Source organism: Aliikangiella litoralis (genome assembly GCF_052495765.1).
The window spans coordinates 2695387-2718948 of sequence record NZ_CP199292.1; the positions used below are offsets into that span (position 1 = coordinate 2695387).

Sequence of the window (23562 nt, forward strand, 5' to 3'; positions counted from 1 at the left end):
TCAAAGAGGTTATTATGAAAGGTTTAGGTGGCTTAATGAAACAAGCCCAGGAAATGCAAGAAAAAATGCAAAAAGCTCAGGAAGAAGTGGCTAATCTTGAAGTGACAGGGCAATCTGGAGCGGGACTGGTTAAGGTATTAATGACTGGGCGCCATGATGTTAGAAAAATTGAAATAGATGATCAGCTTTTATCTGATGAAAAAGAGATCCTTGAAGATTTAATTGCGGCAGCGGTGAATGATGCAGTCAGAAAAGTTGATGAACAGAGTAAAGATAAAATGTCTTCTGTGACCTCTGGTATTCCAATCCCTCCAGGCTTTAAAATGCCATTTTAAACTGTTGGACCATTAATGAATGATGGAATCTAAACCACTTCTTCAACAGTTTATTGCTGCGCTTCAATGTTTGCCCGGTGTAGGGCAAAAGTCAGCTCAGCGTATGGCTTATCATTTACTTAATAATGATCGGCACAATGCTCTTAAGCTGGCTGAGTTAATTGAAAGAACAATGCAAAATATCGATCATTGTGAGCGTTGCCGTGATTACACTGAAGCGACGTTATGTGAACTATGCCGTAATGAGCAAAGAGATAATAGCCTTATATGCGTTGTTGAATCACCGGCTGATATAGCAGCAATTGAAGCTACTGCTTCCTATTCGGGGAAATATTTTGTATTGATGGGATGTTTATCTCCACTTGATGGAATTGGGCCTGAAGAAATTGGTTTAAATCTATTAAAAGAGTTAGTTATAGAGCAGGGGTGTGAAGAATTAATTATTGCTACTTCGTCTACTGTTGAAGGGGAAACAACAGCACACTTTATTGTTTCAATGCTTGATAATTCAACAAAAAATATAAAAGTTAGCCGATTAGCACAAGGCGTGCCTATTGGTGGAGAACTAGAGTATCTCGACTCATCAACACTGGCTTTATCGCTAGCTAACCGTCAAAATATAAAACAAAGTTAATTTGATTTGAAATTGTATCGTTTGAATAACCAAGCTGTTCAACCAATATTATATATTTGTTAATTCAATTATTAATAAGGTTATCGTACTATTCAAGCTGACAGGTATTAAGTTGACTTAAAATTAACAAAACTACTTTGTTTAGTAGAAATCTAATAATTGCTGCATTTGGTCAGCAGAGCAACGAATAAAATTCTTTAGAAGAGCATAAGGTGCAGGTGTAGCCACTTTATTTTGAATAAAGTGGCTTTCAGTTTATTTTATTGTAAATCTTTCGATGATTGTTCAATCCATAAGTTGACTTTGCGCTCTAATACTTTCATTGGAACTGCGCCCCCCAGTAAAACCAAGTCGTGAAAAGCTGCTAGATCAAATTTATCTTTTAGTGTACTTTTAGCTTTTTCTCTGAGTTCGATTATTTTTAACATGCCAAGCTTGTAGCCTAAGGCTTGCCCTGGCCATGCCATGTATCGTTCTATTTCACTAATCACATCTGATTTTGCCGAGCCTGTTTTATCGGCCATATAGTCAATAGCTTGTTCTCTTGTCCAGCGTTTATGATGTAAACCTGTATCGACGACTAGGCGAACTGCACGAAATAATTCAGCTTGTAAACGTCCTAAGTTTCCAAACGGATCGTTTTCATATAAGCCCATTTCTTCTGCTACTTTTTCTGAATAAAGGGCCCAGCCTTCTACATAGGCATTATAAGGTGCTATGCGTCTTAAGAAGGGAAGAGTGTCTTGTTCCATGTTAAGTGCTACCTGCCAGTGATGGCCTGGGTTAGCTTCATGGTAAGTCAAAGTTTTTAAACCAAACTTAGGATTGGCTTTCATATCTCTTAAATTAATCCAGTAAACACCTGGTTTGCTTCCATCAACCGATGGTGGTGTGTATTGGCCTCCAGGTGCTCCATCTTGAATGGCTACAGGAAAAGAGCGAACCTCAACTTTATATTGCGGCTTTGTTTTAAATAATGTCTCCATTTTCTGATTGATTTCATCGATATAACCATTTAAATCGGCTAACAAATCTTTGCGACCTTGCTCCGAGTCAGGGTATAAGAATCTATCTTCCTCGTTAAGAGAAACCATTCGAGAACCAACGCTACCTGTTTTATAACCTTGGGATTGAAGGATTAAGTCCATCTCTTGACTAATTCGAGAGACTTCATCAATACCAATTTGGTGAATTTTTTCTGCACTCAGTTCGCTATCTCCTAGCTGAAGAATTGCATCTTGATAGTATTGAGCGCCATTAGGTTGTGCCCAAATACCAGATTCAGTTCTTGCTTTATCAATTAGACTTTTGGTTTTATTGCTGATTGCTTTGTATGATGGATAGACAACGGTATTAATTTTTTGAATAGCAGAGTTGCTCAATACTTGTTTTTTTTCTGCAGATAACTCATTTACTTTCTCTAGTTTTTCTATCATTGTTTTTATGAGCGGATGTTCTGCTGGCTTAGGGCTAAGAAAATTATCAAAATATCGAACAGCACCGGTAAGTACAACTTTTGGAGGGATCCAGTTTTGATCGATATCTGCTTGTAGTTTCTTTTGAATGCTGTCGACTAACTTATCATATTGGCCTAATCGTTTTATATAATCTAGTGCATCTTGTTCATTATTGATTGCTTGATCACTTTGCATATAACGAGGTATGTCAATCAGGGGACCATTAATTTGATTAACGATAAAAGGAGATAGTCCCATCCATACGTCAATATAACCAATTGAAAAGTTAGGATCGCCTGCGAAGTAACGTGTTAAATTTGCCATCACTTGTTGGTTATCTTTCTCTATTTGATTTTTGCTTTTGAGTGGATATTTTTTTATTTTTTCAGATAACGTTAATAATTGTTGACGTAGCTTTTTTTCATTATCTGGAGAGTAATCTTCTACTTTATTTGAAAAATACTCACCAACATCGGCTTCTTTTAAACCGTATAATGTTGCAGAAAATGCTCGAAATTTAAAAAGAGTTTGACTGGCTTCTTGGTAGAGCTTGGTGAGTTTTTGTTGTTCAGTGACTTGCTCTTTTTTCGGAGGGATTGTGTTTTCAAGCTCAGACTTATAATTAGCTTGTTGAGTTGAATTCATGGATTTTTCATCAGAGTTACAAGCACTAACCAACAATGTTGTTGCAATTATGCTTGATATGGTTTTGAGTTTCATAGATTAGATCCTTGAATCGGATTTATTATAAAGCCGATATTATCGTCAATTAATGTGATTATTTTGTTTGGTATAAAAGAATATAGCAGAATGAATATACTTGTGAATAGCATGCAAGTGTAAAATGTATGAATTTTGAAAGACCTAATAATAACCAAATAATGGTTATAAGGTGAGCTAGCGAGCAAAATGGGGATAATTAATTCAACCAGAGATATTTAAGGTTTCAATAAAATGCTAGCTAATAAAAATATTCATAGGTTTTGCTGGTATCAATTGGGCATTAATACAACAGTATTGTTTATCATTTTTTAATTGATTGGCCACTTTATTCGGTCAGATAGACTAAACAATTGCAGAAAAAGCTGAATAAAAGCTGACCTGAGAAAGTCAGCTTTTATGGAGAGTACCGTTATAATACTGATTTGAGCGCTTTAGCAACATACTCTAGGCATTGCGTGTTTAAGCCCGCGACATTAATTCTGCTTGAGTCGGCCATGTAAATTGAAAATTCATTACGTAGTTGGCGAACCTGTTCTATATTGATTCCTAAATAACTAAACATCCCTTTTTGTTGAGTAATGAAACTAAAATCTTTATCGATACCTTGTTGTTGAATGTTTTCTAATAAACCTGAGCGTAAAGACTTTACTCTAAGCGCCATTGAATCTAATTCATTTTTCCACTCAGTACGCAGAGCATCATTTGATAAGATAATGTCAACTAAGTAACCACCATAGGCAGGTGACATCGAATAGTTGGCGCGAGCAACATCTTGGATTTGAGTTTGAATTGCATCTGCTTGCTCTGAATTTTTCGTTTGTATCATCAAACAACCAGTTCTTTCTCGGTAAAGGCCAAAGTTTTTAGAACAAGAAGTGGCAACAATTAGTTCTTCAACTTGTTCTGATAGATATCTGATACCTTTAACATCTTCTTCTAATCCATCTCCTAGACCTTGATAAGCAATATCAACAAAAGGAATAAAACCTTGTTCGGAAGCTCTTTTGGCAACTTGCTGCCAATTCTCAAAAGATAAATCAGCACCTGTAGGGTTGTGACAACAGCCATGTAATAGAACAATATCATTAGGACCCAGTTTAGCTAATTGAGCATCCATCGCCTCAAAATTAACCGCACCTGTTTCTATATTAAAATAAGGATAAGGTTTTATTTCTAAACCTGCTGATTTCATCAATGGAATATGATTTGCCCAAGTTGGGTCACTAACCCATATAGTGAGCTCACCTTTTACACGCTTAAGTAGCTCAGCTCCAACTCTCAATGCACCACATCCCCCTGGAGTTTGGATTCCTGCAACACGCTGATTACTTAATGCTGAAGAAGCTGTTCCAAAAACCAAAGACTTTATACCCGAAACAAAACCAGGCACCCCTTGCGGGCCAATGTAAGTTTTACTATCTTCTGTTTCCATATGCTGACGGGCAGCTTTCTGGATAGCCGACATAATAGCGGTATGACCGGTTTCATCTCGGTAAACCCCTACACCCAAATCTACTTTATTGGGGTTAGTGTCATCTCGATAGATTGAAATTAGCCCTAATAGTGGATCGGCAGGTAACGCACTTAATTGGTCAAACATTGAATAGCTCCGGTCAAATTTTTTATATCTAAATTCAAGAATATTAGGAGGGATAATTGTACTCTCACTGACTGTTCTTTTGCCAGTAATGAGGCATAATTAATTTCTAACAAAACTAAAAGTTATGAAGCTTTTGTCCTTAATTGATGATGTTTATTCGTTATTTGGATTGCTATAGTTGAATTTCTTTGGTTCTTTTAATCAGATGAATAATTGAATCGTCTACAGGTTGAGACTAGAATGTTGCTGCTTTTAGCAAATCTATAGTTTTATTCATTTATTTGAGGTAGTTTGTCTGTGGTTCGTATTGGTCATGGTTTTGATGTGCACGCATTTGGTGGTGATAAAAAGCTGAAACTTGGTGGGGTAACAATTGCTGATCATGTTGGCTTGATTGCTCATTCTGATGGCGATGTTTTGCTACATGCTGTATGTGATGCGTTACTTGGGGCTGCGGCTATGGGTGATATCGGGCAGCATTTTCCAGATACAGATGAGCAATTGGCGGGAGTTGATAGTCGTGAATTGCTAAAACAAACATACAAGCTACTTAAACAACAAAACTGTTCAATTAATAACCTGGACGTTACGGTTATTGCGCAAACGCCCAAAATGGCGCCTCATATCTTTTTAATGAGAGAAAATTTGGCAAATGATTTAGAAATATCAATTGAGCAGGTTAATGTTAAAGCAACAACGACTGAGGCTCTTGGCTATGTTGGACGAAAAGAGGGGATTGCAGTACATGCTGTGACGCTAATAGAGTCGCGGTATTCAAATGCAGGATAGCTATTTTTTATATGCTCAGCATGTTGCTAAGTTACCAAGGGCGAGTGTTTCTCCCTTAATCAGTGCATCAATTCGAAAATATGCTGAAGATTTTCAAGTGAACGAACGCCTTTCTTTTGAACCTTCTGGTAGTGGTGAACATCTTTATTTTTATATTGAAAAAAACAACTGTAATACAGACTGGGTTGCCACACAGCTGCAAAAGCACTTTCAGTTAAAGTCTAAAGATATAGGATATGCGGGTAAAAAAGATCGATTTAGTGTTTCCAGGCAGTGGTTTAGTGTTCATTTGCCTGGCAAAAATAGAGAATATATGCCCATAGAAAATGAATTTTTTAAAATTATTCATTCGACGCTACATAATAAAAAACTGCGCTTGGGTAGCATTAAAGAAAATCAATTTAAACTGGTTTTAAGGAATTTATCTGGTGAAGTTAGTAAAGATGCGGTGATGAATCTAGCTGAGCAAGGTTTTCCTAATTATTTTGGTTATCAACGTTTCGGTCATGGAGCGAATAATTTATCAAAAGCAGAATTATTGTTAACTGAGCAGTTAAAAGTTAAGTCGAGAAATAAAAGGGGACTTTATTTGTCGGCTGCTCGCTCCTTTTTGTTTAATTTGGTTTTAGCAAAAAGAGTTGAAAATAAAACTTGGAATGTGGCTATTGATGGAGATTGCTTAAATTTAAATGATACTCGCTCTTTTTTTAGTTGTGATAAGTTAGATAGTGAAATACAGGAACGGGTTGAGCAAGGTGATTTGCATATCAGCGGCTGGTTGCCTGGACGACAAGCATCACAAGTGGCTGGGGACGCACAAAATCTTGAACAAAGTATTTTAAAACCTTATATGGAGTGGTTACAAGGCTTAGCAAAGGCTAAAGTTGATTCTGCTCGTCGCCCCATGCGTGCTTTTCCAAGAGAGGTTCAGGTGGATTTTGTTCAACCTGGAGAGCTAATGCTCCAATTTTCACTACCTAGCGGATGCTTTGCAACTTCACTATTACGAGAGTGTTTTAATATTGAAGATTTAGCTCTGAGAGAAATTTTAAATGATTAATATATTGCTGAGTAATGATGATGGGTTTGATGCGCCAGGCATTATCTCATTAGAACAAGAGTTGTCAAAAAAACATAAAGTCACTGTCGTAGCTCCTCATAAAAATCGTAGTGGCAGTAGTAGTGCTTTAACTTTAGACAACCCTATACGATGTAAGCAACAGGAAAATGGTTTTTACTCGGTTTCTGGTACGCCATGTGATTGTGTGCATTTAGGCTCACACCGCTTAATGTCAGAACCTCCAGAAATAGTTGTTGCAGGTATTAATCGAGGCGCTAATTTAGGTGACGATGTTCATTATTCTGGAACTGTTGCAGCGGCAATGGAAGGGCGTAGCATGGGGTTTCCTGCAATAGCTGTTTCGCTTGCTGGTCGAAAGTGTTTGTATTATGACACTGCAGCTCAAGTGATTAGCCATTTACTTGAGCGATTAGGTCAATATAGTTTGGACTCTAATATTATTCTTAATGTTAATGTACCAGATATGCCTTTTGAAGAATTAGCTGGATATAAGTTAACTCGGTTGGGTTGTCGTCATAGAGCTGATACTATAGTGCCGGGTGAAGATCCGCGGGGTGAAACGGTTTATTGGCTTGGCCCTCCAAGCAAACCGCAAGATGTTGGAGAAGGGACCGACTTTGATGCTGTTATTAATGGGTTTGTTTCAATCACACCGTTGGTCATCGATTTTACTGCTTATCAGAGCCTTAATTCAGTAAAAGAGTGGATGTCAAAATTATGATAACAAAAAATCTTGCCGGTATTGGCATGACGTCACAAAGAACACGCAGTCGTCTTATTCAGCGCTTAAGAGATAAAGGGATCATTAGTGAACAAGTTTTATCTGTTATGGAAAGAACTCCCAGACATATTTTTATCGATGAAGCATTATCTCACAGAGCTTATGAAGATTCTTCATTGCCCATTGGTATGGGACAGACAATTTCTCAACCATACATTGTTGCTCGAATGACCGAATTGTTAGTGATGAGTGGTAAAATGAATGATGTGTTAGAAGTAGGGACTGGTTGTGGGTACCAGACTAGTATATTAGCAGGTGTATCTCGCCGGGTTTATACAATAGAAAGAATTAAACCACTCCAAAAACAAGCGATCAAACGATTTAAAGCACTCAATTTACATAATGTGACGTATCAACATGGTGACGGCTATTTGGGGTGGGCTGATCAAGCTCCTTTTGATGCGATAATTGTAACTGCAGCACCAGAACAGGTGCCTGCTCCACTGATAGAACAATTAGCCATAGGGGGAAGAATGGTTATTCCGGTAACGTCGGCAAATGGTGACCAACAACTCCACTTATTAGAAAAAAGCGATGAAGGGATCTCTTCAATGAAGGTAGAAGATGTTAAGTTTGTTCCGTTGCTTGGAGGGATTGTTGAGTGAAAATTTTTACTCCAATGTATGAAACATGTCTTCGCTGGGCTAAGCATAAGTACGCAGTTTATTATTTAGGCTTAATGAGTTTTGCTGAGTCGATTATTTTTCCTATCCCTGTTGATGTCATGTTAGCACCAATGTGTCTAGCTCGTTTAGATAAGGTCTGGCGCTATGCTTTTGTGGCCACAGTGACGAGTGTTCTCGGTGGTGTCTTTGGTTATTTTTTAGGCATGTTCTTTTTTGATAGTATGATACTGCCAATTTTGGAAAAAATGAATTACATGGATACGTATAAACATTCGGTAGAGTGGTTTGCTGAGTATGGTGTTTGGGTTGTTTTTATTGTTGGTTTTGCCCCAATACCTTACAAAATTTTTACTATCAGTGCTGGGGCACTGAGTATGGCATTAGCCCCATTTGTGATTGCTTCCCTTTTTGGTCGAGCAGGCCGATTTTATTTAGTGGCAGGAATAATGAAGCTGGGAGGGGAAAAAATGGAACAAAAACTCCATCAAACTATCGATTATTTGGGTTGGGGGGTTGTGATAGTTGCTATTTTCGGTTATTTGTTGTACAAATATACATAATACTCATCTAAAACAAGCATTTAAGAAACTTAGTTAAACTAGTTTATGAGATATACTGTGCTTTTAGTTGGGAATTGAGTTTATTGGCATTCAGTTTGGTTGTACTGGCAAACCAAATAACGGGTGGCATCTTTGTAACACAATGTAGACTTGTCATTATAATATCCTGTGAATAGTGTGAAGATAGTACAAAGAAAAATTACAACAATTGTAATTGTTAGCCTTTTATATGGCTGCTCTTATAATGCGCCTGCGCCAGTGATAGATTTATATGCCAGATCAAATCAATCGCAAGTTTTGTCTAAGCCTGATTCAACACCACTTCAAAAAGCAGCAGAACTAAAAGATTTTCATATTGTTAAACCCGGTGAAACTTTATTTTCAATTGCCTGGTATTATGCATTAGAACATGAAAAGTTAGCAGAAATTAACCAGATAAAAAATAATCTGATATTTCCTGGCCAAAAGTTGTTATTAAAACATATTGGTAATCAGCCCATTTTTAATCCTGAATCATTAATAGCAGCCTTGAATGAAGAAATTTTACAAACTCCTGTTCGCTATGATTTTGAGGTTGGAAAAGTAGAGAAGCCACAAATTCAGCAAAAAAAACAATCACGAATAAAGGTTAGCTCTCGTTCTCGCTATAAAAAGAATAATAAGCATTCTCAAACTCAAAAAACAAAAGAAGTTAAAGTGGCTTCTGTTAGTAAGGCAAAAAGTTATTCTCAAAAAAACAAAGTACAGCCTGTTCGGCTAAATAAAGACCAGACTATTTCTTGGATTTGGCCTACCGATGGTAGAATTCTAGATCGCTTTTCATCGAGTAGTAATGCTAACCGTGGCTTAGATATCGCAGCAGCACGCGGCCAGCCTGTAAGAGCGACAGCCTCAGGTAGAGTTGTTTATGAAGGTAATGGACTTAGGGGGTATGGGAATTTAGTTATTATTAAACATGATAATAATTATTTAAGCGCTTATGCCCATAATCAAAAAATTCATGTCTCTGAAAATGAGTTTGTCAATGCTGGTCAAAGGATTGCTGATGTTGGCAGCAGCGGGACTCATATTGATAAGTTGCATTTTGAAATTCGCTATAAAGGTAAGCCGGTAGATCCGCTTAATTATCTGCCGAAAAAAAATTACTAATTTTTTTTTTAAAAACCTAAAGTTATATTAAAAGTGGTCGATAACCCACTTAAGGCTATCAAAAAATTTATTGCAATAAGAGTATAGCTGGGCTTTAAACAGAGTTTTCAGGCGGTGAAAACTTTAACTTTTTCTGGGACACTTGTCCGCATGGTGGAGAGCATAACAATGATAAAAGAAACTGCAAAAACCGTTACCCCCTTTGAAGATGAATTAGATTTAGTCGAGCCAGATGCATCTCATTTAAAAGAGATTGATGCTGAAGAAAAAGTAAAAAAAGAAGTGAGTCGTAGAGAAGGTGGGTTTGATGCGACACAAATGTATTTAGGTGAAATAGGCGCTTCTCCATTACTTTCAGCTGAAGAAGAAGTTTTTTTTGCGAGAAAAGCGCTAAAAGGATGTGAAGCTTCTCGTAAGAGAATGATTGAGAGCAACTTAAGGTTAGTCGTTAAAATTGCACGTCGTTATAACAATCGTGGACTTGCACTACTAGATTTGATTGAAGAGGGGAATCTTGGGTTAATTAGAGCAGTTGAGAAGTTTGATCCTGAAAGAGGCTTCCGTTTTTCAACCTACGCCACGTGGTGGATCCGTCAAACAATTGAACGGGCTATTATGAATCAGACCCGTACTATTCGATTACCTATTCATGTTGTTAAAGAGCTCAATGTCTATTTAAGAGCATCACGTGAACTAGCGCAAAAACTTGATCATGAACCAACGGCTGAAGATATTGCCAAGAAACTTGGTAAACCTGTTGAAACTGTAGCTAGAATGCTTGGGCTAAATGAAAGAATTTCCTCGGTTGACTGTCCGATTGGCACAGACAATGATAAACCCTTACTTGATACCATTGCCGATGAAAGAGAATGTGGCCCATCTAATCGGCTACAAGAGGAAGATTTAAAACAAAGTATAGAGTTTTGGTTAAATCAACTAGGTGAAAAGCAGAAAGAAGTATTAGCAAGACGGTTTGGCTTGTTAAATTATGAAGCGGCTACTTTAGAAGATGTTGGTCTAGAAATAGGTTTAACTCGTGAAAGAGTTCGTCAAATACAGGTAGAAGCACTTCGTCGGTTAAGATTTATGCTAGAAAGACAAGGTTTATCTCTTTCAAGTATTTTTAATGTTTAGCCAATAGTTGGAATTATTTCACCATATTTCTCAAAAGGAATTAACATTTTAAGCACATCGAATGATGTGCTTTTTTATATCATTTTATTGTATTGAAATGATTATCATTAACTTATACTAAAAACTAGATTTAATAACTAGTGCATGAATATCCGTTTGCATCATATCTCCTAAGGCTTGGTAGATTAGTTGATGCTGTTTCAATACTTTAAGTTCTGCAAACTGTTTGCTTTTTATGTGGACTGTAAAGTGTCCTTTACCACTACGTGCGCCAGCATGTCCTTCATGTAGGTGACTATCATCAATTATTTCAATATGCGAAGGCTTTAGAGCATTCGTTAACAACTCGGTCATTTTGTTGATGCGTTGCTGATTTTCCATTGGAACCTCTTTATCAAGGTAGTACTTTTTTAAATGGCTTAACTGTCACTGATTGATAAACCCCGGCAGCTAAATAAGGATCGTCATTTGCCCAATTTTCGGCATCTGATAAATTGTCGAACTCTGCAATTATAATGCTACCAGTAAAACCAGATTCGCCCGGATCTTCATTATCAATAGCGGGGTTAGGACCTGCTAAAATCAGCCGTCCTAATTGTTTGAGATTTTCTAGTCTTTTAATGTGTTCTGGTCTAGCTTCTTTTCTTAGAGGCAAACTGTTGGGTATATCTTGTGCAACGATAGCATACAACATCATTGATCCTTCTCTTTGATATTAGCGATTGATGGATTGTCGGAAGAATTGGTATTTTCTTCATTTTCTTTAGGAAAATAAGGAAATAATCTAATCATAGTGTAGATGAGTAGGCTGACGGTTAAACCCATTAAACCAAAAAGTTTAAATTTTACCCAAAAAGCTTCAGAGTAATAATAAGCAATATACAAATTAAGAAAACCAAACAGAGTATAGCTGATAGGCCATATTAAGTTAATTGAACGCCAGGTTTTATCAGGAACTTGAATATTATCTTCGAGAGCTGCACTTAACATTTCTTGGATAAAAAGTTTTTTTAGGATAAATTGGCGATAAAGAAAGATTACAGCCATTAACCAAACAATAACACTGGCTTTCCATTGAACAAACGCCGCATCTCTAAAAACGAGTGTCATTGCTCCTAGTACTAGAGTGATCAAAAGTGTCCACAAGTGTAACTTCTCAAAATGTCCTGTAAGCAAGCGTGAACCTATGGTTTGAATGACCGAAGCAATCATTAACCCCATTACTGCAGGATACATAGGGTTTTCTGCTCCAGAATAAAAATAAATACCAACAAAAACAACAAGTGGGAAAAAATCCAAGAATAGCTTCATTAAAAAACATCTACGTTAAATTAAAATATTGGTGGCAATACTAGCGTGGATTGCTTTTCTAAGCTACGGAAAATGTCTCAAGATAGACTAAGTAATTGACCAAATGATGAAACTGATACAAATAGCAAAAATTGACATAGTTAATCGCCAAAACACTTTTACCTGTTTTAGCTGCATAAAGTAATCGATAATTAGTTGAGATTTTAGTACTAAAATGAGCAAAATTAATCCTTTGCTCAATTCGCTAATGCTTGATGATTTTGTATTTAGCTCGCCTAGATAAGCACTCAGCATTGTTAGTATAATTAATAAAACCCATATAGAGGTTAATAAGCGAGGACTTGGTTTTCTATTGAAATTGTTAGGAGAAATGGGGGACATAAGCATCTCTTTTCTATTTGATAACATATACTAATGGAAATAATATCACCCATACAAGATCGACCATATGCCAATAAGATGCGCCTGATTCAATGCCTGAGTAATCCTTATTTAAGTAACTACCTGTTTTAGTTTTCCAATAAATAATGACCAAAATAACCATGCCTAGTAATACATGAGCGAAATGAAAACCGGTTAACAAATAATAATAAGTGTAAAAGTGATTCGTTGTTAATTCATACCCGGCATCAATTGATTGTTTATATTCTATGGTTTTGACAACAACATAAACACTTGCTGATAATAATGAGGCAAATAACCATTTTGAACCGACAGTCTGTTTGTCTCGTTTTATTGCATCAACACCCATAACAACGAAATAACTACATGTAATTAGTGCAACCGTGTTAATCAACCCGGCTATTTGATTTAAATGACTATGTCCTTCTGAAAACTCAGTAGGGTAATAAGTCTTAATAACTGTATATAAAACAAACAAAATGCCGAATACCGCCAGTTCAGAATAGATAAAAATCCAGATTGCTAAATCACCAGGCAAAGAGTCCCTTAGTAAAGTTCGCTGCATATTTGTTATAATATTTTAATTTATCGTTCTCAGTGGCATAAACATAGCAAAGTAACCTAATTCGCTGAGTGATCTTAATCAAGCTATACTGGGAAAACTAATTTGACTTTCAAATACGACTTTCATTGTCATAGCCACTTTTCTGATGGGGCTCTTTCACCTAAACAACTAATTGATTATGCGAGTGAACGTGATATCCACTGTCTTGCTTTAACTGATCATGATTCAATATCAGGTTTATCTGAAGCATCAGAATATATTTTATCTCAACAGTTACCTATCAAGCTAATTAATGGAGTAGAGATTTCATCATTAACTGAGTATGGAGAAATTCATATTATAGGTTTGGCTGTTGATCCCCTAAATAAAGCGCTTATTAATGCGCTAAATATTCAGCAGGAAAAACGCTGGTTGCGTGCCGAAGTGATTAATGAAAGTTTGATTAAGGCAGGTGTGCATGGTGTTCTTGAATATTGTAAAAAAGAAGTTAAGCAAGTGATTACTCGATCACATATTGCAAAAGCAATGGTGGAACTAGAGCAAGTTAAAGATATGCAACAGGCCTTTAAAAAGTATATTGGTAAGCAAGGGCGCATTAAAGTACCTAAAAACTGGATGTGTTTAGAAGAGGCTATTGAAGTAATTAAATCTGCTGGGGGGATTCCTGTGTTAGCACATCCGACTCGTTACCCGCTATCAAATCGTAAGTTAAGCTATTTGATTCAGACATTTGCACAAAATGGAGGAGAGGGGATAGAAATGGCTTATCCGAGTTTAAACCAAGATAAAATGAACTGGCTTAAAGTACATCAAAAAGCAAATGAATTACTTGCATCATGTGGTTCAGATTTTCATTACCCAAATTTGCGATGGACAGATTTAGGCCGCTATCCAAGGCTTGATCCGACAATTCCACACGTCTTGGATAGGCTGAATTAATTCTATCAATTTAACTTAGGCATGATACTATTAGTTCAGATAATGGTTTTTAATGTAATAATTAATGAGCTGACTTGATTGAAATTTAAGCAATTGACTCTGTGGTTAGCCTACATATAATCAAGTTGATTTAAGGTGATATAGCATGACGCAGTTTTATGAGATTCACAATGAAAACCCTCAAGCAAGGCTGATCTCTCAGGCGGTTGCGTGTGTGCGTAATGGTGGTCTAATCGTTTATCCAACGGATTCCGGTTATGCTTTAGGTTGTCATATTGGTGATAAAAAAGCGTTAGATAGAATAAGAAAAATACGTAAGTTAGATAAAAGCCATAACTTTACATTAGTTTGTCGAGACTTATCTGAATTAGCAATATTTGCGCGTGTTGATAATGCATCTTTTAGAGTATTAAAAAATCATACGCCAGGGCCTTATACTTTTATTTTGCGGGCTTCTTCTGAAGTACCTAATCGTTTGCAGCACCCCAAAAAGAAAACAATAGGCATTCGGGTTCCTGATAATGCAATTGCCTTAGCATTACTAGAGTCTTTAGGTGAGCCGTTAATGAGTACTAGTTTGATCATGCCTGATTATGAAATACCATTAGCTGAGCCCGAAGACATTTATGAGGTTTTAAAAGGTAAAGTTGATCTTGTGATTAATGGTGGCTTTGTCAGTGACCTGCCGACGACTGTTGTTGATATGCTAGAAGGTTATCCCAGAGTTATGCGCCAAGGTGGCGGAAGTTCGGAAGCATTTGAATAGATAATAGCCAGTTTTTGGCTGCTAGCTGATTGGATTTGTTTTAATTGAAAAAAACGGCCCGATTTGATTGCATTTAATAAAGCATTAGCTATAATTCCCCGCGCAATTGGAGCCAGAGTGGTGAAATTGGTAGACACAGGGGATTCAAAATCCCCCGCTAGTGATAGTGTGCCGGTTCGAGTCCGGCCTCTGGTACCATATTTAAAGCCTTGTTTTTACAAGGTTTTTCGTTTCTAGAGAGCGTTAAAACCTTTCTTTTTATTTGCTTCAATATTTCTTCTGGTGCATATCCAGTGCAGAAGGACTGCAAATGATTGTAACTAATCTCATTCGAAATAGGGCATTAGCACTTGGTACTTCTTAACTCTAGACTCTAATGACCCGACAATTTTCCGGTATTTTTACGGCACTTTGAACAATGATTTAACTTAATAAAGTTATCAATATTTTCGTCCCCAAGCTCTTCCACAATATCGTCTATTTGGTCTTCATCGAAATAAAATCCTAAGTAGTTTTTTGTATCTGAAATAAGCTTATAAATCATTTTTTTAACCTGTCTTAGGCATGACACTAGCAGCGGGTACACGCCCACTTTGCAGCGCGGTTCTGCAAAGTCGTAGTGCGTTAACTAGCGCCTCAATATCTTTCACCGCATTCCGGTTAATTCTGCCAGCAAGCCATTGGTAGTATTCATCGATGATGAATCCTTTTGTGCGGCACCCCATTCCGAAGATAGTTTGGCATCAGCTTTCTATCCTCCCAACCTCTCGGTAACCAGCAACCGTTATGAGGGTCATCAATTCGCATCTTTAACCATGCAAGAATACCTCTCATTTCTAAAGCTTCAATTCGACCACCTGAAATAATTGCATGACAATCACATCGGTTCGATGGTCGAGTGTTGCCAGCTCTCCCCATATGTGCAGCAAGCCGTGAAGAGTCATGCTTTTCCTTTCTCAGTTCTTTTCGCGACATTTGGGAGGCCTCTAACCTGTATGTGTCAAGTTTTTCCGCAATTTTCCCCTTAACTCTAAACGCCGCAAAGTCAGCAGTAGTTGGCTTTTCAATTTTAGCAAATTCAGTGAGTAATTTTTCCACATGAGTGTGTTCTGGTTTAATATGCGGGTACATCCCCTTGTTCTCCAATTCCATTGTATTAAGTGACAGACTTTTATTTTACCTTGTAACTCCCACTTTATTAAAGAGGTGTAACTCACAGATTGATATGTTTTTAGAATTTGTTTTTGATCAGTAATACTTGCAGTGTTCAACAACGATCCATTATTTATATATTTTAATAATTGTTGGTTTGGAAGTATGCTAGCCTTTTGAAAATGACTGGTGATAGTAGACTCTATTCTTTATCTGTCTAAAATGAGAGAAGCTATCAAACTTTTAGTATATTTGATGGCTTCTGCTAAAATTGTCAATTTAGAAAAGCTAAAGTTCGCTTCGGTAAATATCTCTTGTTTTCAAATAAGCCGTTTTGCTTATTTCTTTACAACTACTTTTCCAAAGTCGATGTGCCTTTAAATCATCTAATGAACAGAGAATTGAAAGTTTATCTGTTGTTGATAAATAATTAAGAAATTTATTGCTAGCTTTTTTCATATTTAACTCACTTCATTCACAGAAATACATAGAGTATTATTTGTTTTTAATTGCTACTTGAACTGTTTTAGTTGTTAATTTGAATTTTTAATTTCAAGCAACTTTTACCACCTGGACTTATACTGATATAAAAATTAAAGTAGCAAATAAGTTGTTAATTTTTTATTGGCTGTCAAATAGTAAACTTTATTTTTAGGTCCTTGTAAGAAATATAAGTGTAAAATGATTTGTGCTAATTTGATTCTTATCTTATCTATGAATGACTGGCTCTGTGAAATAATGTGGTTATAATTGGTCGATTTTTTAACCCAGTTTTTTTGTTTTATTATGCCAATGATCGGTTTTTCTAATGTTTTTATATAAGTCATTTTAAAAAATCCCCTAATAACTAGCGCAAACTTTTTATCTGTTGAACGCTGACTGATAGAACTTATTATTTGATTTAAAAGTTTATTTTATTTATCTCCTTTTCAAATATCACATGATTAACATTTTAAATATCCTATGGACATTTGAAATGTTGTAATGATTTAAATAGTAATCATAAACTTGCTTTCAATTGTCCTCAATAAATTTGTGGTTTATTTTGTATAATATTTTTTATTTATTCTGAAAAAGTGTTATTAAACTCTGTTTTTTGAGTTGATAAATCACATATTGAGATTGTTGGTGTAGTAATGTTGTGCTACGAGAGGCTTAAAGTTTTAAAATTGACTCTTTTGAAGCCTGTTTTAATAAGTCAGCCATTAAGAAAGGACTTTCACGGTATAAAATTGCGGGGTATATGACTGAAAATTGTGCTTCGCATTTACAGTTAGTACAGTAGTGTCGATATAACTTGGGTTGTGTTTTGTTTGCTTTAACTACAGGTGCTGCCTTAATTAGTCGCATTACTCCAGCTTTGCATTCATCGCAAATAAACTCCATTTTTTCTGCTTTCACTTTTATTTTTCTGATCATAACAACCTACTCGTATAACTAGTATCTTAGCATGATCTTATCTAAATTGATAACCACAATTGTTTGTTTTTTTCGTAAATATTGTCCAGTAAAAGACGACTCTTATAAATTAAGCTTAGCTAATATAATAACCTTTATATGTGTATTGTATACGATAGGTTGGTTTTAATGTGCAATATATGTAAAAGCAGGTTTATATGATTTATTGGTTAAGGGTTTGGTTTTACTCAATGATGAGTAGGCGTTCGTTAAGCTACAGGCATATCAACTAAATAATTGATACAAATCAGTGACGCAAAAATATTAGTACAGGTAACAACTCAGGCAATTTATATATCGAATACTGTAATTTAAGCTGGCCAAATGGTTCAAATGTTGTTCCGCTAACTCGGTAAGCAGTATTGAGGGAGTTTGAAAATCTTTAATGCAAGTGGAGGCGTATCAATTGTTATTGATTTTGGTAGCGAAGACAGCCGCTAGGGTTGTTGACTCATTAAAAGTATTTGGAAGCCACTTGAATTATCAAGTGGCTTTTGAGTATTCAATTAAATGATTGAGTATTTACAATACAGAATTAAATGCCTCTTCAACTGACTCACCATCACACAACCTTTCAATTATTTGTTCTCGTTTTTTACTCATATCTACTTTGGCAAATTTGGCCTTGTTAGCAAAATAGTATTGTGACATCAGTTTTGTTGCTGCGGTTTTATTAACACTTGCTGATTTTCGTTTGGTAATAGTCGTTTTTTTAGGTTGTTTAGCGGTTTGGTAAACTGATGCTTTAGTCTGATCAATATCAATGCCATTTTTTGAAATAATGTTGTTTGACGATTGTTCGGTTGTAATAGTTTTAAGTACTGAGTTCTGTAAGTTTTCTTGATGTTGTGGGGATGTTGATATACCGGTTGGATTATGGGTATTGTTTAATGGGGTAAATGTTTGAGAGGCAATTAATTGTGTTTCTAAAAATTCTGTATCAGGTTGGCTAAGTACTCTTTCTAACAAACAGACTCTTGAACGGTAAATAGCAAGCTGAGAAGGTTCCATGGGTAAATCTTGCTTAAACCATTTGGTTTTCTGAATGGGTAAAATAATATTATCCCAATACTTTTGAAAGTCTTGTTTCTTGAGAGGCTTAATATTAAACACTTGATAAAAACTAATATCTGTATCTGGACTAATACATACAAATTGATCGGGACGTTTCATGCTAAGCAAACGAGTTGCGGGAAATAAAGGTGCTTGCTTAATGCCATTTTGAGTAAATAAATTTTGATATTCATCAATAAATTGTAAAAAATGCCATCCATCTATTGGGCCATTAGCGGGAATGATTTTTAAGAGTTTATGAATGCCATCAGGAGCATTTTTTAGTATTTTCTTGAAAGAAGGAAAAGCAGACATAGCACCTAAAAGTTCTGTATCTAAATTAAATTCTTTTAAGGTCTTGGGATCTGAGATACCCCCAATTAAATATCGCTCTAATAAAGAGCTTTTGAGTAAACCTGAACTGAGTTGGTTCATTAACTCATGAGCTAAGTTTAAGAGTTTTAAAGAGGAGGCTATTTTATATCCAATGGCTAACTGATTGATGAGTTGATAATATTCAGTCCAGCTAGCGTTTAAAACTTGTTCGACAGTAGAAGAGGGTGATGTCATTTCTATATTTATCTCAGACATTGTCGTTTGGCTCTCTGCATATTGCTAGGGTTTATTCGTTGGGCTCGATATTAATGGAAATAGGAGGAAAAGCAACTCAAAAAAAGGGTAAATTGAAGATCTTTATTGCAAGATAATGGTTTGACTGTTTATCTTTTATTCATCGTTTAGTTCATAGCACTCAAGAATATAATATTAATATTGGTTGAGAATACATGCTAAGATAAATATTATTCTTATTAATGCCATAAGATTATTAGTGTTAGGTTATGACAGTTTGTTTAGCCTATTAGAAAGTGGAATATCAATGTTAATTGAATATAAACATATATCTGATGAAGCCTTATTAGGGATTGCTCAACAGTATGTTGAAACTCATATTTCAGAAGTTGATACTGATTTGAAAGTTGAGCAATGGACTAAGCAGGTTATAGAAATGGTTAAAAAGGGTGAATTGCTGATTGAGTTTAGTGAAGCCAATGAGTCTGTTTACTTAAAGCAACCTGATGAAATTATTGGTGAGTAGTTTCATTGTTATAAATAAGAACAATTTATTAGGGTAAAATTATGAATAATTATGTTGAGAAATTTAAATCTATATTACATAAGAGTTTGTTGGGGTATTTGTGTTTATTGTTAGGAACATCGACGGTTATTGCTGAGAAATTGGAATTGTTAAAAAATACTGACTTTAATCAAGTTGAAACTCAAGGCGTAAAGCTTATTACTGGTGGACAACCAAGTAAAGAAGAGCTTTATTTATTGAGTCAGTCAGGTGTTAAAACAATAATCAACCTTCGAAATACCAATGAATTTGATGGTTTTGATGAAGCGACACTTGTTGGTAAATTAGGTATTAAATATATTAGTATTCCTGTCGCTGGTGCTAAAGGGATAACCGTCGACAACGCTATCAAGTTAGATCAAGCTTTAGCAAAAACGAAAGGCCTCACTTTAGTTCATTGTGCCAGTGGGAATCGAGTGGGCGCTTTGTTAGCTTTAAGGGAAAACCTAATTAAAGGAAGCTCTATCGATGACTCTATTTTACTTGGACAAAATGCAGGACTTAAAAGTTTAAAAGATAAAACTTTAAGTCTAATGCAAAAAAAATAAAACTAAGTCATTAATTACTTAGTTTTTTTGATAGAAGAAAAATCTAGGTTATTAAGCGTCAATATGACATCTGGTTTGTCTTGTTCAAACTGTGCTATTTTTACTGGAAAGTAATTAAGCTCTGGACTAAGCCAAATAGAGAAGCTACCATCATCGCCACTAATACGGTTGACTCTGACCGTATTAAACTCACCCATAGGCGTATTTAATTTTTCAATGATAGATCTTTCATACTGATAAACTTTTCTTTTCCCTTTGTAACTAATGATGTAATTGAGCTCATTTTTATTTATTAATAAGTCAGCTCTGAGTTTTAATATATGCGACATTCGATCATAAATAAGTTCATTAATTGGTAACTCCCATTGACTACTATTTTTTCTTCCCGTTTCTACTTTTTTATCCCAATCAAAATTTTGTTCTATTTCTCTTGGTTTTTTAAAACTGATTTTAGTTGATGATAAAAAGTGAGTTGTGAGCAATTCTTTGTTGAGTAATTTAAATTGAGAATGCTCATTACTCTTTAATGTGAGTAACCATTTCTTGAGTTTACTTGAAATTTCTAATTGCCATAAACCATCATTAAACCACATGCGTCGAGACGCTAACCCCAGTTCTTCTCCATCCGATGTGATTTGATAAGAGGCTTCATAAGGATGTAGAAATAACCAAGGGTTCTCTTTTAATCTTGCTTGAATTCTATTTTGCTCGTTTGGTATTAAATTAGATGATGGTGAAAGCTGTGTGCTAGCTTTTTCGACAATATTGGGTTCTTGTATTGTTAATTCGTTTACTGAATTATTCGCTTTAGCAAATGTTTCTTCTGCTTTTACTGTAATTGTAGAAAGAACGAAGTTACTGAGCAGTAATGTTTTTACTGCCAGCATAAAATATATATTGAGCTGTTTGCTCATTTGTTTTTTACTTTGATTCGATAATAACTGGTTCTTCCAGTTTTTTATTATCAAAATATACTCCATTGTCTTTCATTAAAAGTCGATTAGTTAAAAACCAAGATGCAACTTCAGGGTAGAGCTGATGTTCAAGTTGTTGAACTTGTTGCATGACTTCACTTTCATCATTGGTATGATTCAACTTCAGTTTAATTTGTGCAATTACTGGTCCACCATCTAACTCTTCAGTAACAAAGTGAACACTGCTGCCATGATAAGTATCTTTATTGGCGAGTGCTCTTTGGTGCGTATGTAAACCTGGATACTTGGGCAACAAAGATGGATGAATGTTCAATAGTTTACCATTAAATGTTTGTACAAATGTTTCTGAAAGTATACGCATAAAACCAGCTAAAATAATTAAGTCGGGTTGATAAGATTGAATTATCTCTGCTAATTTGTCATCGAATGTATTTCGAGTAGGAAACTGGGTATGTTCTACCACATGCGCTGGTATGTTCGCTTTTTGTGCTCTAACAAGCCCAAAAACATTGGGCTTGTTACTGATGACCGCGACTACTTTGCCGTTAAGTTTATTGAGCTTTTCTGCATCAATAAAAGCTTGTAAATTAGAGCCACTACCAGAAATTAAAACAACAACTCGTTTGTCCGTCATATTATTTGCTCAAACCTGTATGTTGTTTAAATAAAGCTAACTTGTTCTGCGCTATCGGTTGTAACAATTTCACCTAAATGCCAAGCTTCTTCTCCGAGATCTTGAAGGATTGTGAGTGCTTTATCTAGTTCTTCTGCTGCGACAACCAGCACCATTCCAACACCACAATTAAATGTGCGATACATTTCATTTGTTTCTACATTACCTTGAGTTTGTAGCCATTCAAAGATTGCAGGCATTGTCCAACTTGAGCGATTGATTTGTGCACAAGTTTTTTCAGGTAATACGCGTGGAATATTTTCTAACAAGCCTCCACCTGTAATATGAGAAAGTGCTTTAATATTAACTTGTTGGTTGAGTGCTAATGCTGATTTAACGTAGATTTTTGTTGGTTCTAATAGTGTTTCTGCCAATGTTCTCCCGTTAAAATCCTGTGCTAAGTCTGCGTTAGTTACTTCAATTATTTTGCGTATTAGTGAATAGCCGTTTGAGTGAGGTCCACTTGAGCTTAGACCAATCAATTGGTCGCCAGCAACAACCTGAGTGCCATCAATCACCTTTGATTTCTCAACAATACCAACACAAAAGCCAGCTAAATCAAAATCTTTGCCTTCATACATACCAGGCATTTCAGCTGTTTCTCCACCAATGAGAGCGCAGTTAGCTTGCAAACAACCGTCGCCAATGCCTTTAACGACGTCTGCCGCGGTATTAACGTCTAATTTACCGGTCGCATAATAGTCTAAGAAGAAGAGGGGTTCAGCACCTTGTACAATCAGATCGTTAACGCACATAGCAACCAGATCAATACCAACTTTGTCGTGAATACCTGCATCTATCGCTAATCTTAGTTTTGTACCAACACCGTCGGTACCTGAGACTAAAACAGGCTCTTTATAGCCTGTTGGTAATTCAAACATTGCACCAAAACCACCTAAGTTAGAAACAACTTCTGGGCGTTTAGTTGCTTTGGCGACACTTTTGATTTTTTCGACTAGTTGATTGCCTGCTTCAATATCGACGCCTGCGTCTTTATAGCTAAGGCCTTGTGGTTGCTTTTCTGACATCTTTAAATATCTCGGTTATCTACTACATGAAATTGCGCGCTATTCTAACATGCATTGGTCGCAGATCGAGCGATATTGCGGGATTTTTATGAAATAATGGGTCATAAAAGCTTGGAGCATGAGAGAGGGAGGATTTGAGAGATAATCACTAGTCTGAGGCTTTGAGCGCTAAAAAATAATGCTATTCAACAGATGTCGACAAATTTGAAGAAGGCTTTTTAGCTAATGACTAGAAAACTGTTTGGAAAGTTAGAATAAATTTATGTGTCGTTTAGTTTAACTGGCTTTGCGCTTCATTGAAGTGAGAGCTTCGTTAATTGCATATTCATTAAAAGCTGGATCTTGTCGAGTTGATTCATACAATCCTGTCCAATCTTCTGGGGCTGCAGCTTCTACAGGAGTTAAGGTTTTCCACCCACTAAAATCAAGTTGTTCAATTTCACCATCGAAGTATTGGATTTCTATGCATTGATCGTCGTAATCGATAGCTACAACTTCAAAAATTTCTCTTTTATCAACAAGGTGATACCAATGTCCTATTTCCGCTGAAATTTGCCCTGACATCATGAGTATATCCTCTTAATTTGGTTAAACTGTACGATTAAAGAAGTCTTTAATATTAAGTAGTTATGATTTAATCATCGTTCAAAATTGGCAGATTGAAAAGGAATAAATTATTCATAGCAGCTTTGTTAATAGACAATTTATTTATTACTCTACTTTTCACT

At 35.8% G+C, this 23562-nt stretch carries 28 protein-coding genes and 1 tRNA gene; 14 read left to right on the forward strand and 15 right to left on the reverse strand.

Features of this window, described 5'->3' with window-relative positions; all coding sequences use genetic code 11:
- Window positions 1–14 precede the first annotated feature (14 nt).
- Together ACT5E3_RS11100 and recR are read left to right on the forward strand one after the other, a co-directional pair.
- Entirely contained in the window at window positions 15–335 is a 321-nt protein-coding gene (locus ACT5E3_RS11100) for a YbaB/EbfC family nucleoid-associated protein (RefSeq protein WP_444998374.1), read from the forward strand.
- A gap of 22 nt (window positions 336–357) precedes the next feature.
- Entirely contained in the window at window positions 358–969 is a 612-nt protein-coding gene (gene recR, locus ACT5E3_RS11105) for a recombination mediator RecR (RefSeq protein ID WP_444998596.1), read from the forward strand.
- Between the two features lie 260 nt (window positions 970–1229).
- Here recR and ACT5E3_RS11110 read toward each other — a convergent pair whose 3' ends face one another.
- Window positions 1230–3146 (reverse strand): DUF885 domain-containing protein, encoded by a 1917-nt coding sequence (locus ACT5E3_RS11110; RefSeq protein WP_444998375.1) that lies wholly within the window; start codon window positions 3144–3146, stop codon window positions 1230–1232.
- Window positions 3147–3558: 412 nt separating this feature from the next.
- Window positions 3559–4749 (reverse strand): amino acid aminotransferase, encoded by a 1191-nt coding sequence (locus ACT5E3_RS11115; protein WP_444998376.1) that lies wholly within the window; start codon window positions 4747–4749, stop codon window positions 3559–3561.
- 291 nt (window positions 4750–5040) lie between these two features.
- Here ACT5E3_RS11115 and ispF point away from each other — a divergent pair, with 291 nt between their 5' ends.
- The 7 genes from ispF (at window position 5041) to rpoS (ending at window position 10869) form a co-directional block, all read left to right on the forward strand.
- Window positions 5041–5538, forward strand: a complete 498-nt coding sequence (ispF, locus tag ACT5E3_RS11120) for a 2-C-methyl-D-erythritol 2,4-cyclodiphosphate synthase (RefSeq protein ID WP_444998377.1) — start codon at window positions 5041–5043, stop codon at window positions 5536–5538.
- Entirely contained in the window at window positions 5528–6598 is a 1071-nt protein-coding gene (truD, locus tag ACT5E3_RS11125) for a tRNA pseudouridine(13) synthase TruD (protein ID WP_444998378.1), read from the forward strand. Before ispF ends, truD begins: the two co-directional genes overlap by 11 nt.
- A complete protein-coding gene (surE, locus tag ACT5E3_RS11130; protein ID WP_444998379.1) occupies window positions 6591–7340 on the forward strand; it encodes a 5'/3'-nucleotidase SurE in 750 nt (249 codons plus the stop codon). The genes truD and surE overlap by 8 nt, the downstream gene beginning before the upstream one ends.
- Window positions 7337–8005 carry a protein-L-isoaspartate(D-aspartate) O-methyltransferase gene (locus ACT5E3_RS11135; RefSeq protein ID WP_444998380.1) on the forward strand — a complete coding sequence of 223 codons (669 nt, stop codon included), beginning with the start codon at window positions 7337–7339 and terminating at the stop codon, window positions 8003–8005. The genes surE and ACT5E3_RS11135 overlap by 4 nt, the downstream gene beginning before the upstream one ends.
- Complete coding sequence (locus ACT5E3_RS11140) at window positions 8002–8586, forward strand: YqaA family protein (RefSeq protein ID WP_444998381.1); 585 nt, start codon at window positions 8002–8004, stop codon at window positions 8584–8586. Before ACT5E3_RS11135 ends, ACT5E3_RS11140 begins: the two co-directional genes overlap by 4 nt.
- A 177-nt stretch (window positions 8587–8763) precedes the next feature.
- Window positions 8764–9735, forward strand: a complete 972-nt coding sequence (locus tag ACT5E3_RS11145) for a peptidoglycan DD-metalloendopeptidase family protein (protein ID WP_444998382.1) — start codon at window positions 8764–8766, stop codon at window positions 9733–9735.
- Between the two features lie 168 nt (window positions 9736–9903).
- Window positions 9904–10869 (forward strand): RNA polymerase sigma factor RpoS, encoded by a 966-nt coding sequence (rpoS, locus tag ACT5E3_RS11150; protein ID WP_444998383.1) that lies wholly within the window; start codon window positions 9904–9906, stop codon window positions 10867–10869.
- A 117-nt stretch (window positions 10870–10986) separates the two neighbouring features.
- Here the strand turns inward: rpoS and ACT5E3_RS11155 are convergent, their stop codons facing one another.
- The 5 genes from ACT5E3_RS11155 to ACT5E3_RS11175 all read right to left on the reverse strand — a co-directional run bounded on the left by ACT5E3_RS11155 (window position 10987) and on the right by ACT5E3_RS11175 (window position 13120).
- Complete coding sequence (locus tag ACT5E3_RS11155) at window positions 10987–11250, reverse strand: BolA family protein (protein WP_444998384.1); 264 nt, start codon at window positions 11248–11250, stop codon at window positions 10987–10989.
- A 13-nt stretch (window positions 11251–11263) separates the two neighbouring features.
- A complete protein-coding gene (locus tag ACT5E3_RS11160) occupies window positions 11264–11563 on the reverse strand; it encodes a YciI family protein (RefSeq protein ID WP_444998597.1) in 300 nt (99 codons plus the stop codon).
- Window positions 11563–12180: an inner membrane-spanning protein YciB gene (locus tag ACT5E3_RS11165; protein ID WP_444998385.1), complete on the reverse strand. Its 618-nt coding sequence runs from the start codon at window positions 12178–12180 to the stop codon at window positions 11563–11565. The genes ACT5E3_RS11160 and ACT5E3_RS11165 overlap by 1 nt, the downstream gene beginning before the upstream one ends.
- A gap of 87 nt (window positions 12181–12267) precedes the next feature.
- Window positions 12268–12561 carry a cytochrome C oxidase subunit IV family protein gene (locus ACT5E3_RS11170; protein WP_444998386.1) on the reverse strand — a complete coding sequence of 98 codons (294 nt, stop codon included), beginning with the start codon at window positions 12559–12561 and terminating at the stop codon, window positions 12268–12270.
- Between the two features lie 13 nt (window positions 12562–12574).
- Window positions 12575–13120, reverse strand: a complete 546-nt coding sequence (locus ACT5E3_RS11175; RefSeq protein ID WP_444998387.1) for a cytochrome c oxidase subunit 3 family protein — start codon at window positions 13118–13120, stop codon at window positions 12575–12577.
- Window positions 13121–13249: 129 nt separating this feature from the next.
- Between ACT5E3_RS11175 and ACT5E3_RS11180 the strand changes: the two genes are divergently transcribed.
- The 3 genes from ACT5E3_RS11180 to ACT5E3_RS11190 all read left to right on the forward strand — a co-directional run bounded on the left by ACT5E3_RS11180 (window position 13250) and on the right by ACT5E3_RS11190 (window position 15050).
- Complete coding sequence (locus tag ACT5E3_RS11180; protein WP_444998388.1) at window positions 13250–14086, forward strand: PHP domain-containing protein; 837 nt, start codon at window positions 13250–13252, stop codon at window positions 14084–14086.
- A gap of 145 nt (window positions 14087–14231) precedes the next feature.
- Complete coding sequence (locus ACT5E3_RS11185; protein ID WP_444998389.1) at window positions 14232–14852, forward strand: L-threonylcarbamoyladenylate synthase; 621 nt, start codon at window positions 14232–14234, stop codon at window positions 14850–14852.
- 111 nt (window positions 14853–14963) lie between these two features.
- A tRNA-Leu gene (locus ACT5E3_RS11190) sits at window positions 14964–15050 on the forward strand.
- 492 nt (window positions 15051–15542) lie between these two features.
- Here ACT5E3_RS11190 and ACT5E3_RS11195 read toward each other — a convergent pair.
- The 4 genes from ACT5E3_RS11195 to ACT5E3_RS11210 all read right to left on the reverse strand — a co-directional run bounded on the left by ACT5E3_RS11195 (window position 15543) and on the right by ACT5E3_RS11210 (window position 19106).
- A complete protein-coding gene (locus ACT5E3_RS11195) occupies window positions 15543–15983 on the reverse strand; it encodes an AHH domain-containing protein (RefSeq protein ID WP_444998390.1) in 441 nt (146 codons plus the stop codon).
- Between the two features lie 309 nt (window positions 15984–16292).
- Complete coding sequence (locus ACT5E3_RS11200; protein WP_444998391.1) at window positions 16293–16463, reverse strand: hypothetical protein; 171 nt, start codon at window positions 16461–16463, stop codon at window positions 16293–16295.
- A gap of 696 nt (window positions 16464–17159) precedes the next feature.
- Window positions 17160–17423, reverse strand: coding sequence for a hypothetical protein (locus tag ACT5E3_RS11205; protein WP_444998392.1), 264 nt, complete (start codon window positions 17421–17423; stop codon window positions 17160–17162).
- A gap of 561 nt (window positions 17424–17984) precedes the next feature.
- Complete coding sequence (locus ACT5E3_RS11210) at window positions 17985–19106, reverse strand: hypothetical protein (RefSeq protein WP_444998393.1); 1122 nt, start codon at window positions 19104–19106, stop codon at window positions 17985–17987.
- A gap of 286 nt (window positions 19107–19392) precedes the next feature.
- Here ACT5E3_RS11210 and ACT5E3_RS11215 point away from each other — a divergent pair, with 286 nt between their 5' ends.
- Together ACT5E3_RS11215 and ACT5E3_RS11220 are read left to right on the forward strand one after the other, a co-directional pair.
- Window positions 19393–19611: a YheU family protein gene (locus ACT5E3_RS11215; protein WP_444998394.1), complete on the forward strand. Its 219-nt coding sequence runs from the start codon at window positions 19393–19395 to the stop codon at window positions 19609–19611.
- A gap of 41 nt (window positions 19612–19652) precedes the next feature.
- Window positions 19653–20198, forward strand: coding sequence for a fused DSP-PTPase phosphatase/NAD kinase-like protein (locus tag ACT5E3_RS11220; protein ID WP_444998395.1), 546 nt, complete (start codon window positions 19653–19655; stop codon window positions 20196–20198).
- A gap of 14 nt (window positions 20199–20212) precedes the next feature.
- Here the strand turns inward: ACT5E3_RS11220 and ACT5E3_RS11225 are convergent, their stop codons facing one another.
- The 4 genes from ACT5E3_RS11225 to ACT5E3_RS11240 all read right to left on the reverse strand — a co-directional run bounded on the left by ACT5E3_RS11225 (window position 20213) and on the right by ACT5E3_RS11240 (window position 23401).
- On the reverse strand, window positions 20213–21166 hold the full coding sequence (locus ACT5E3_RS11225) for a DUF3108 domain-containing protein (protein WP_444998396.1): 954 nt from the start codon (window positions 21164–21166) through the stop codon (window positions 20213–20215).
- Window positions 21120–21767 (reverse strand): phosphoribosylglycinamide formyltransferase, encoded by a 648-nt coding sequence (purN, locus tag ACT5E3_RS11230; protein ID WP_444998397.1) that lies wholly within the window; start codon window positions 21765–21767, stop codon window positions 21120–21122. The genes ACT5E3_RS11225 and purN overlap by 47 nt, the downstream gene beginning before the upstream one ends.
- 26 nt (window positions 21768–21793) lie before the next feature.
- Complete coding sequence (gene purM, locus ACT5E3_RS11235) at window positions 21794–22834, reverse strand: phosphoribosylformylglycinamidine cyclo-ligase (protein WP_444998398.1); 1041 nt, start codon at window positions 22832–22834, stop codon at window positions 21794–21796.
- Window positions 22835–23110: 276 nt separating this feature from the next.
- Complete coding sequence (locus ACT5E3_RS11240) at window positions 23111–23401, reverse strand: DUF6763 family protein (protein WP_444998399.1); 291 nt, start codon at window positions 23399–23401, stop codon at window positions 23111–23113.
- Between the last annotated feature and the right edge of the window lie 161 nt (window positions 23402–23562).

Coding starts and splice junctions, on each gene's coding strand:
- ACT5E3_RS11100 (WP_444998374.1), top strand. CDS start 15: ATGAAAGGTTTAGGTGGCTTAATGAAACAAGCCCAGGAAATGCAAGAA.
- recR (WP_444998596.1), top strand. CDS start 358: ATGGAATCTAAACCACTTCTTCAACAGTTTATTGCTGCGCTTCAATGT.
- ACT5E3_RS11110 (WP_444998375.1), bottom strand. CDS start 3,146: ATGAAACTCAAAACCATATCAAGCATAATTGCAACAACATTGTTGGTT.
- ACT5E3_RS11115 (WP_444998376.1), bottom strand. CDS start 4,749: ATGTTTGACCAATTAAGTGCGTTACCTGCCGATCCACTATTAGGGCTA.
- truD (WP_444998378.1), top strand. CDS start 5,528: ATGCAGGATAGCTATTTTTTATATGCTCAGCATGTTGCTAAGTTACCA.
- surE (WP_444998379.1), top strand. CDS start 6,591: ATGATTAATATATTGCTGAGTAATGATGATGGGTTTGATGCGCCAGGC.
- ACT5E3_RS11135 (WP_444998380.1), top strand. CDS start 7,337: ATGATAACAAAAAATCTTGCCGGTATTGGCATGACGTCACAAAGAACA.
- rpoS (WP_444998383.1), top strand. CDS start 9,904: ATGATAAAAGAAACTGCAAAAACCGTTACCCCCTTTGAAGATGAATTA.
- ACT5E3_RS11155 (WP_444998384.1), bottom strand. CDS start 11,250: ATGGAAAATCAGCAACGCATCAACAAAATGACCGAGTTGTTAACGAAT.
- ACT5E3_RS11160 (WP_444998597.1), bottom strand. CDS start 11,563: ATGTTGTATGCTATCGTTGCACAAGATATACCCAACAGTTTGCCTCTA.
- ACT5E3_RS11165 (WP_444998385.1), bottom strand. CDS start 12,180: ATGAAGCTATTCTTGGATTTTTTCCCACTTGTTGTTTTTGTTGGTATT.
- ACT5E3_RS11170 (WP_444998386.1), bottom strand. CDS start 12,561: ATGTCCCCCATTTCTCCTAACAATTTCAATAGAAAACCAAGTCCTCGC.
- ACT5E3_RS11185 (WP_444998389.1), top strand. CDS start 14,232: ATGACGCAGTTTTATGAGATTCACAATGAAAACCCTCAAGCAAGGCTG.
- ACT5E3_RS11195 (WP_444998390.1), bottom strand. CDS start 15,983: ATGTACCCGCATATTAAACCAGAACACACTCATGTGGAAAAATTACTC.
- ACT5E3_RS11200 (WP_444998391.1), bottom strand. CDS start 16,463: ATGAAAAAAGCTAGCAATAAATTTCTTAATTATTTATCAACAACAGAT.
- ACT5E3_RS11205 (WP_444998392.1), bottom strand. CDS start 17,423: ATGATCAGAAAAATAAAAGTGAAAGCAGAAAAAATGGAGTTTATTTGC.
- ACT5E3_RS11210 (WP_444998393.1), bottom strand. CDS start 19,106: ATGTCTGAGATAAATATAGAAATGACATCACCCTCTTCTACTGTCGAA.
- ACT5E3_RS11215 (WP_444998394.1), top strand. CDS start 19,393: ATGTTAATTGAATATAAACATATATCTGATGAAGCCTTATTAGGGATT.
- ACT5E3_RS11220 (WP_444998395.1), top strand. CDS start 19,653: ATGAATAATTATGTTGAGAAATTTAAATCTATATTACATAAGAGTTTG.
- purN (WP_444998397.1), bottom strand. CDS start 21,767: ATGACGGACAAACGAGTTGTTGTTTTAATTTCTGGTAGTGGCTCTAAT.
- purM (WP_444998398.1), bottom strand. CDS start 22,834: ATGTCAGAAAAGCAACCACAAGGCCTTAGCTATAAAGACGCAGGCGTC.
- ACT5E3_RS11240 (WP_444998399.1), bottom strand. CDS start 23,401: ATGATGTCAGGGCAAATTTCAGCGGAAATAGGACATTGGTATCACCTT.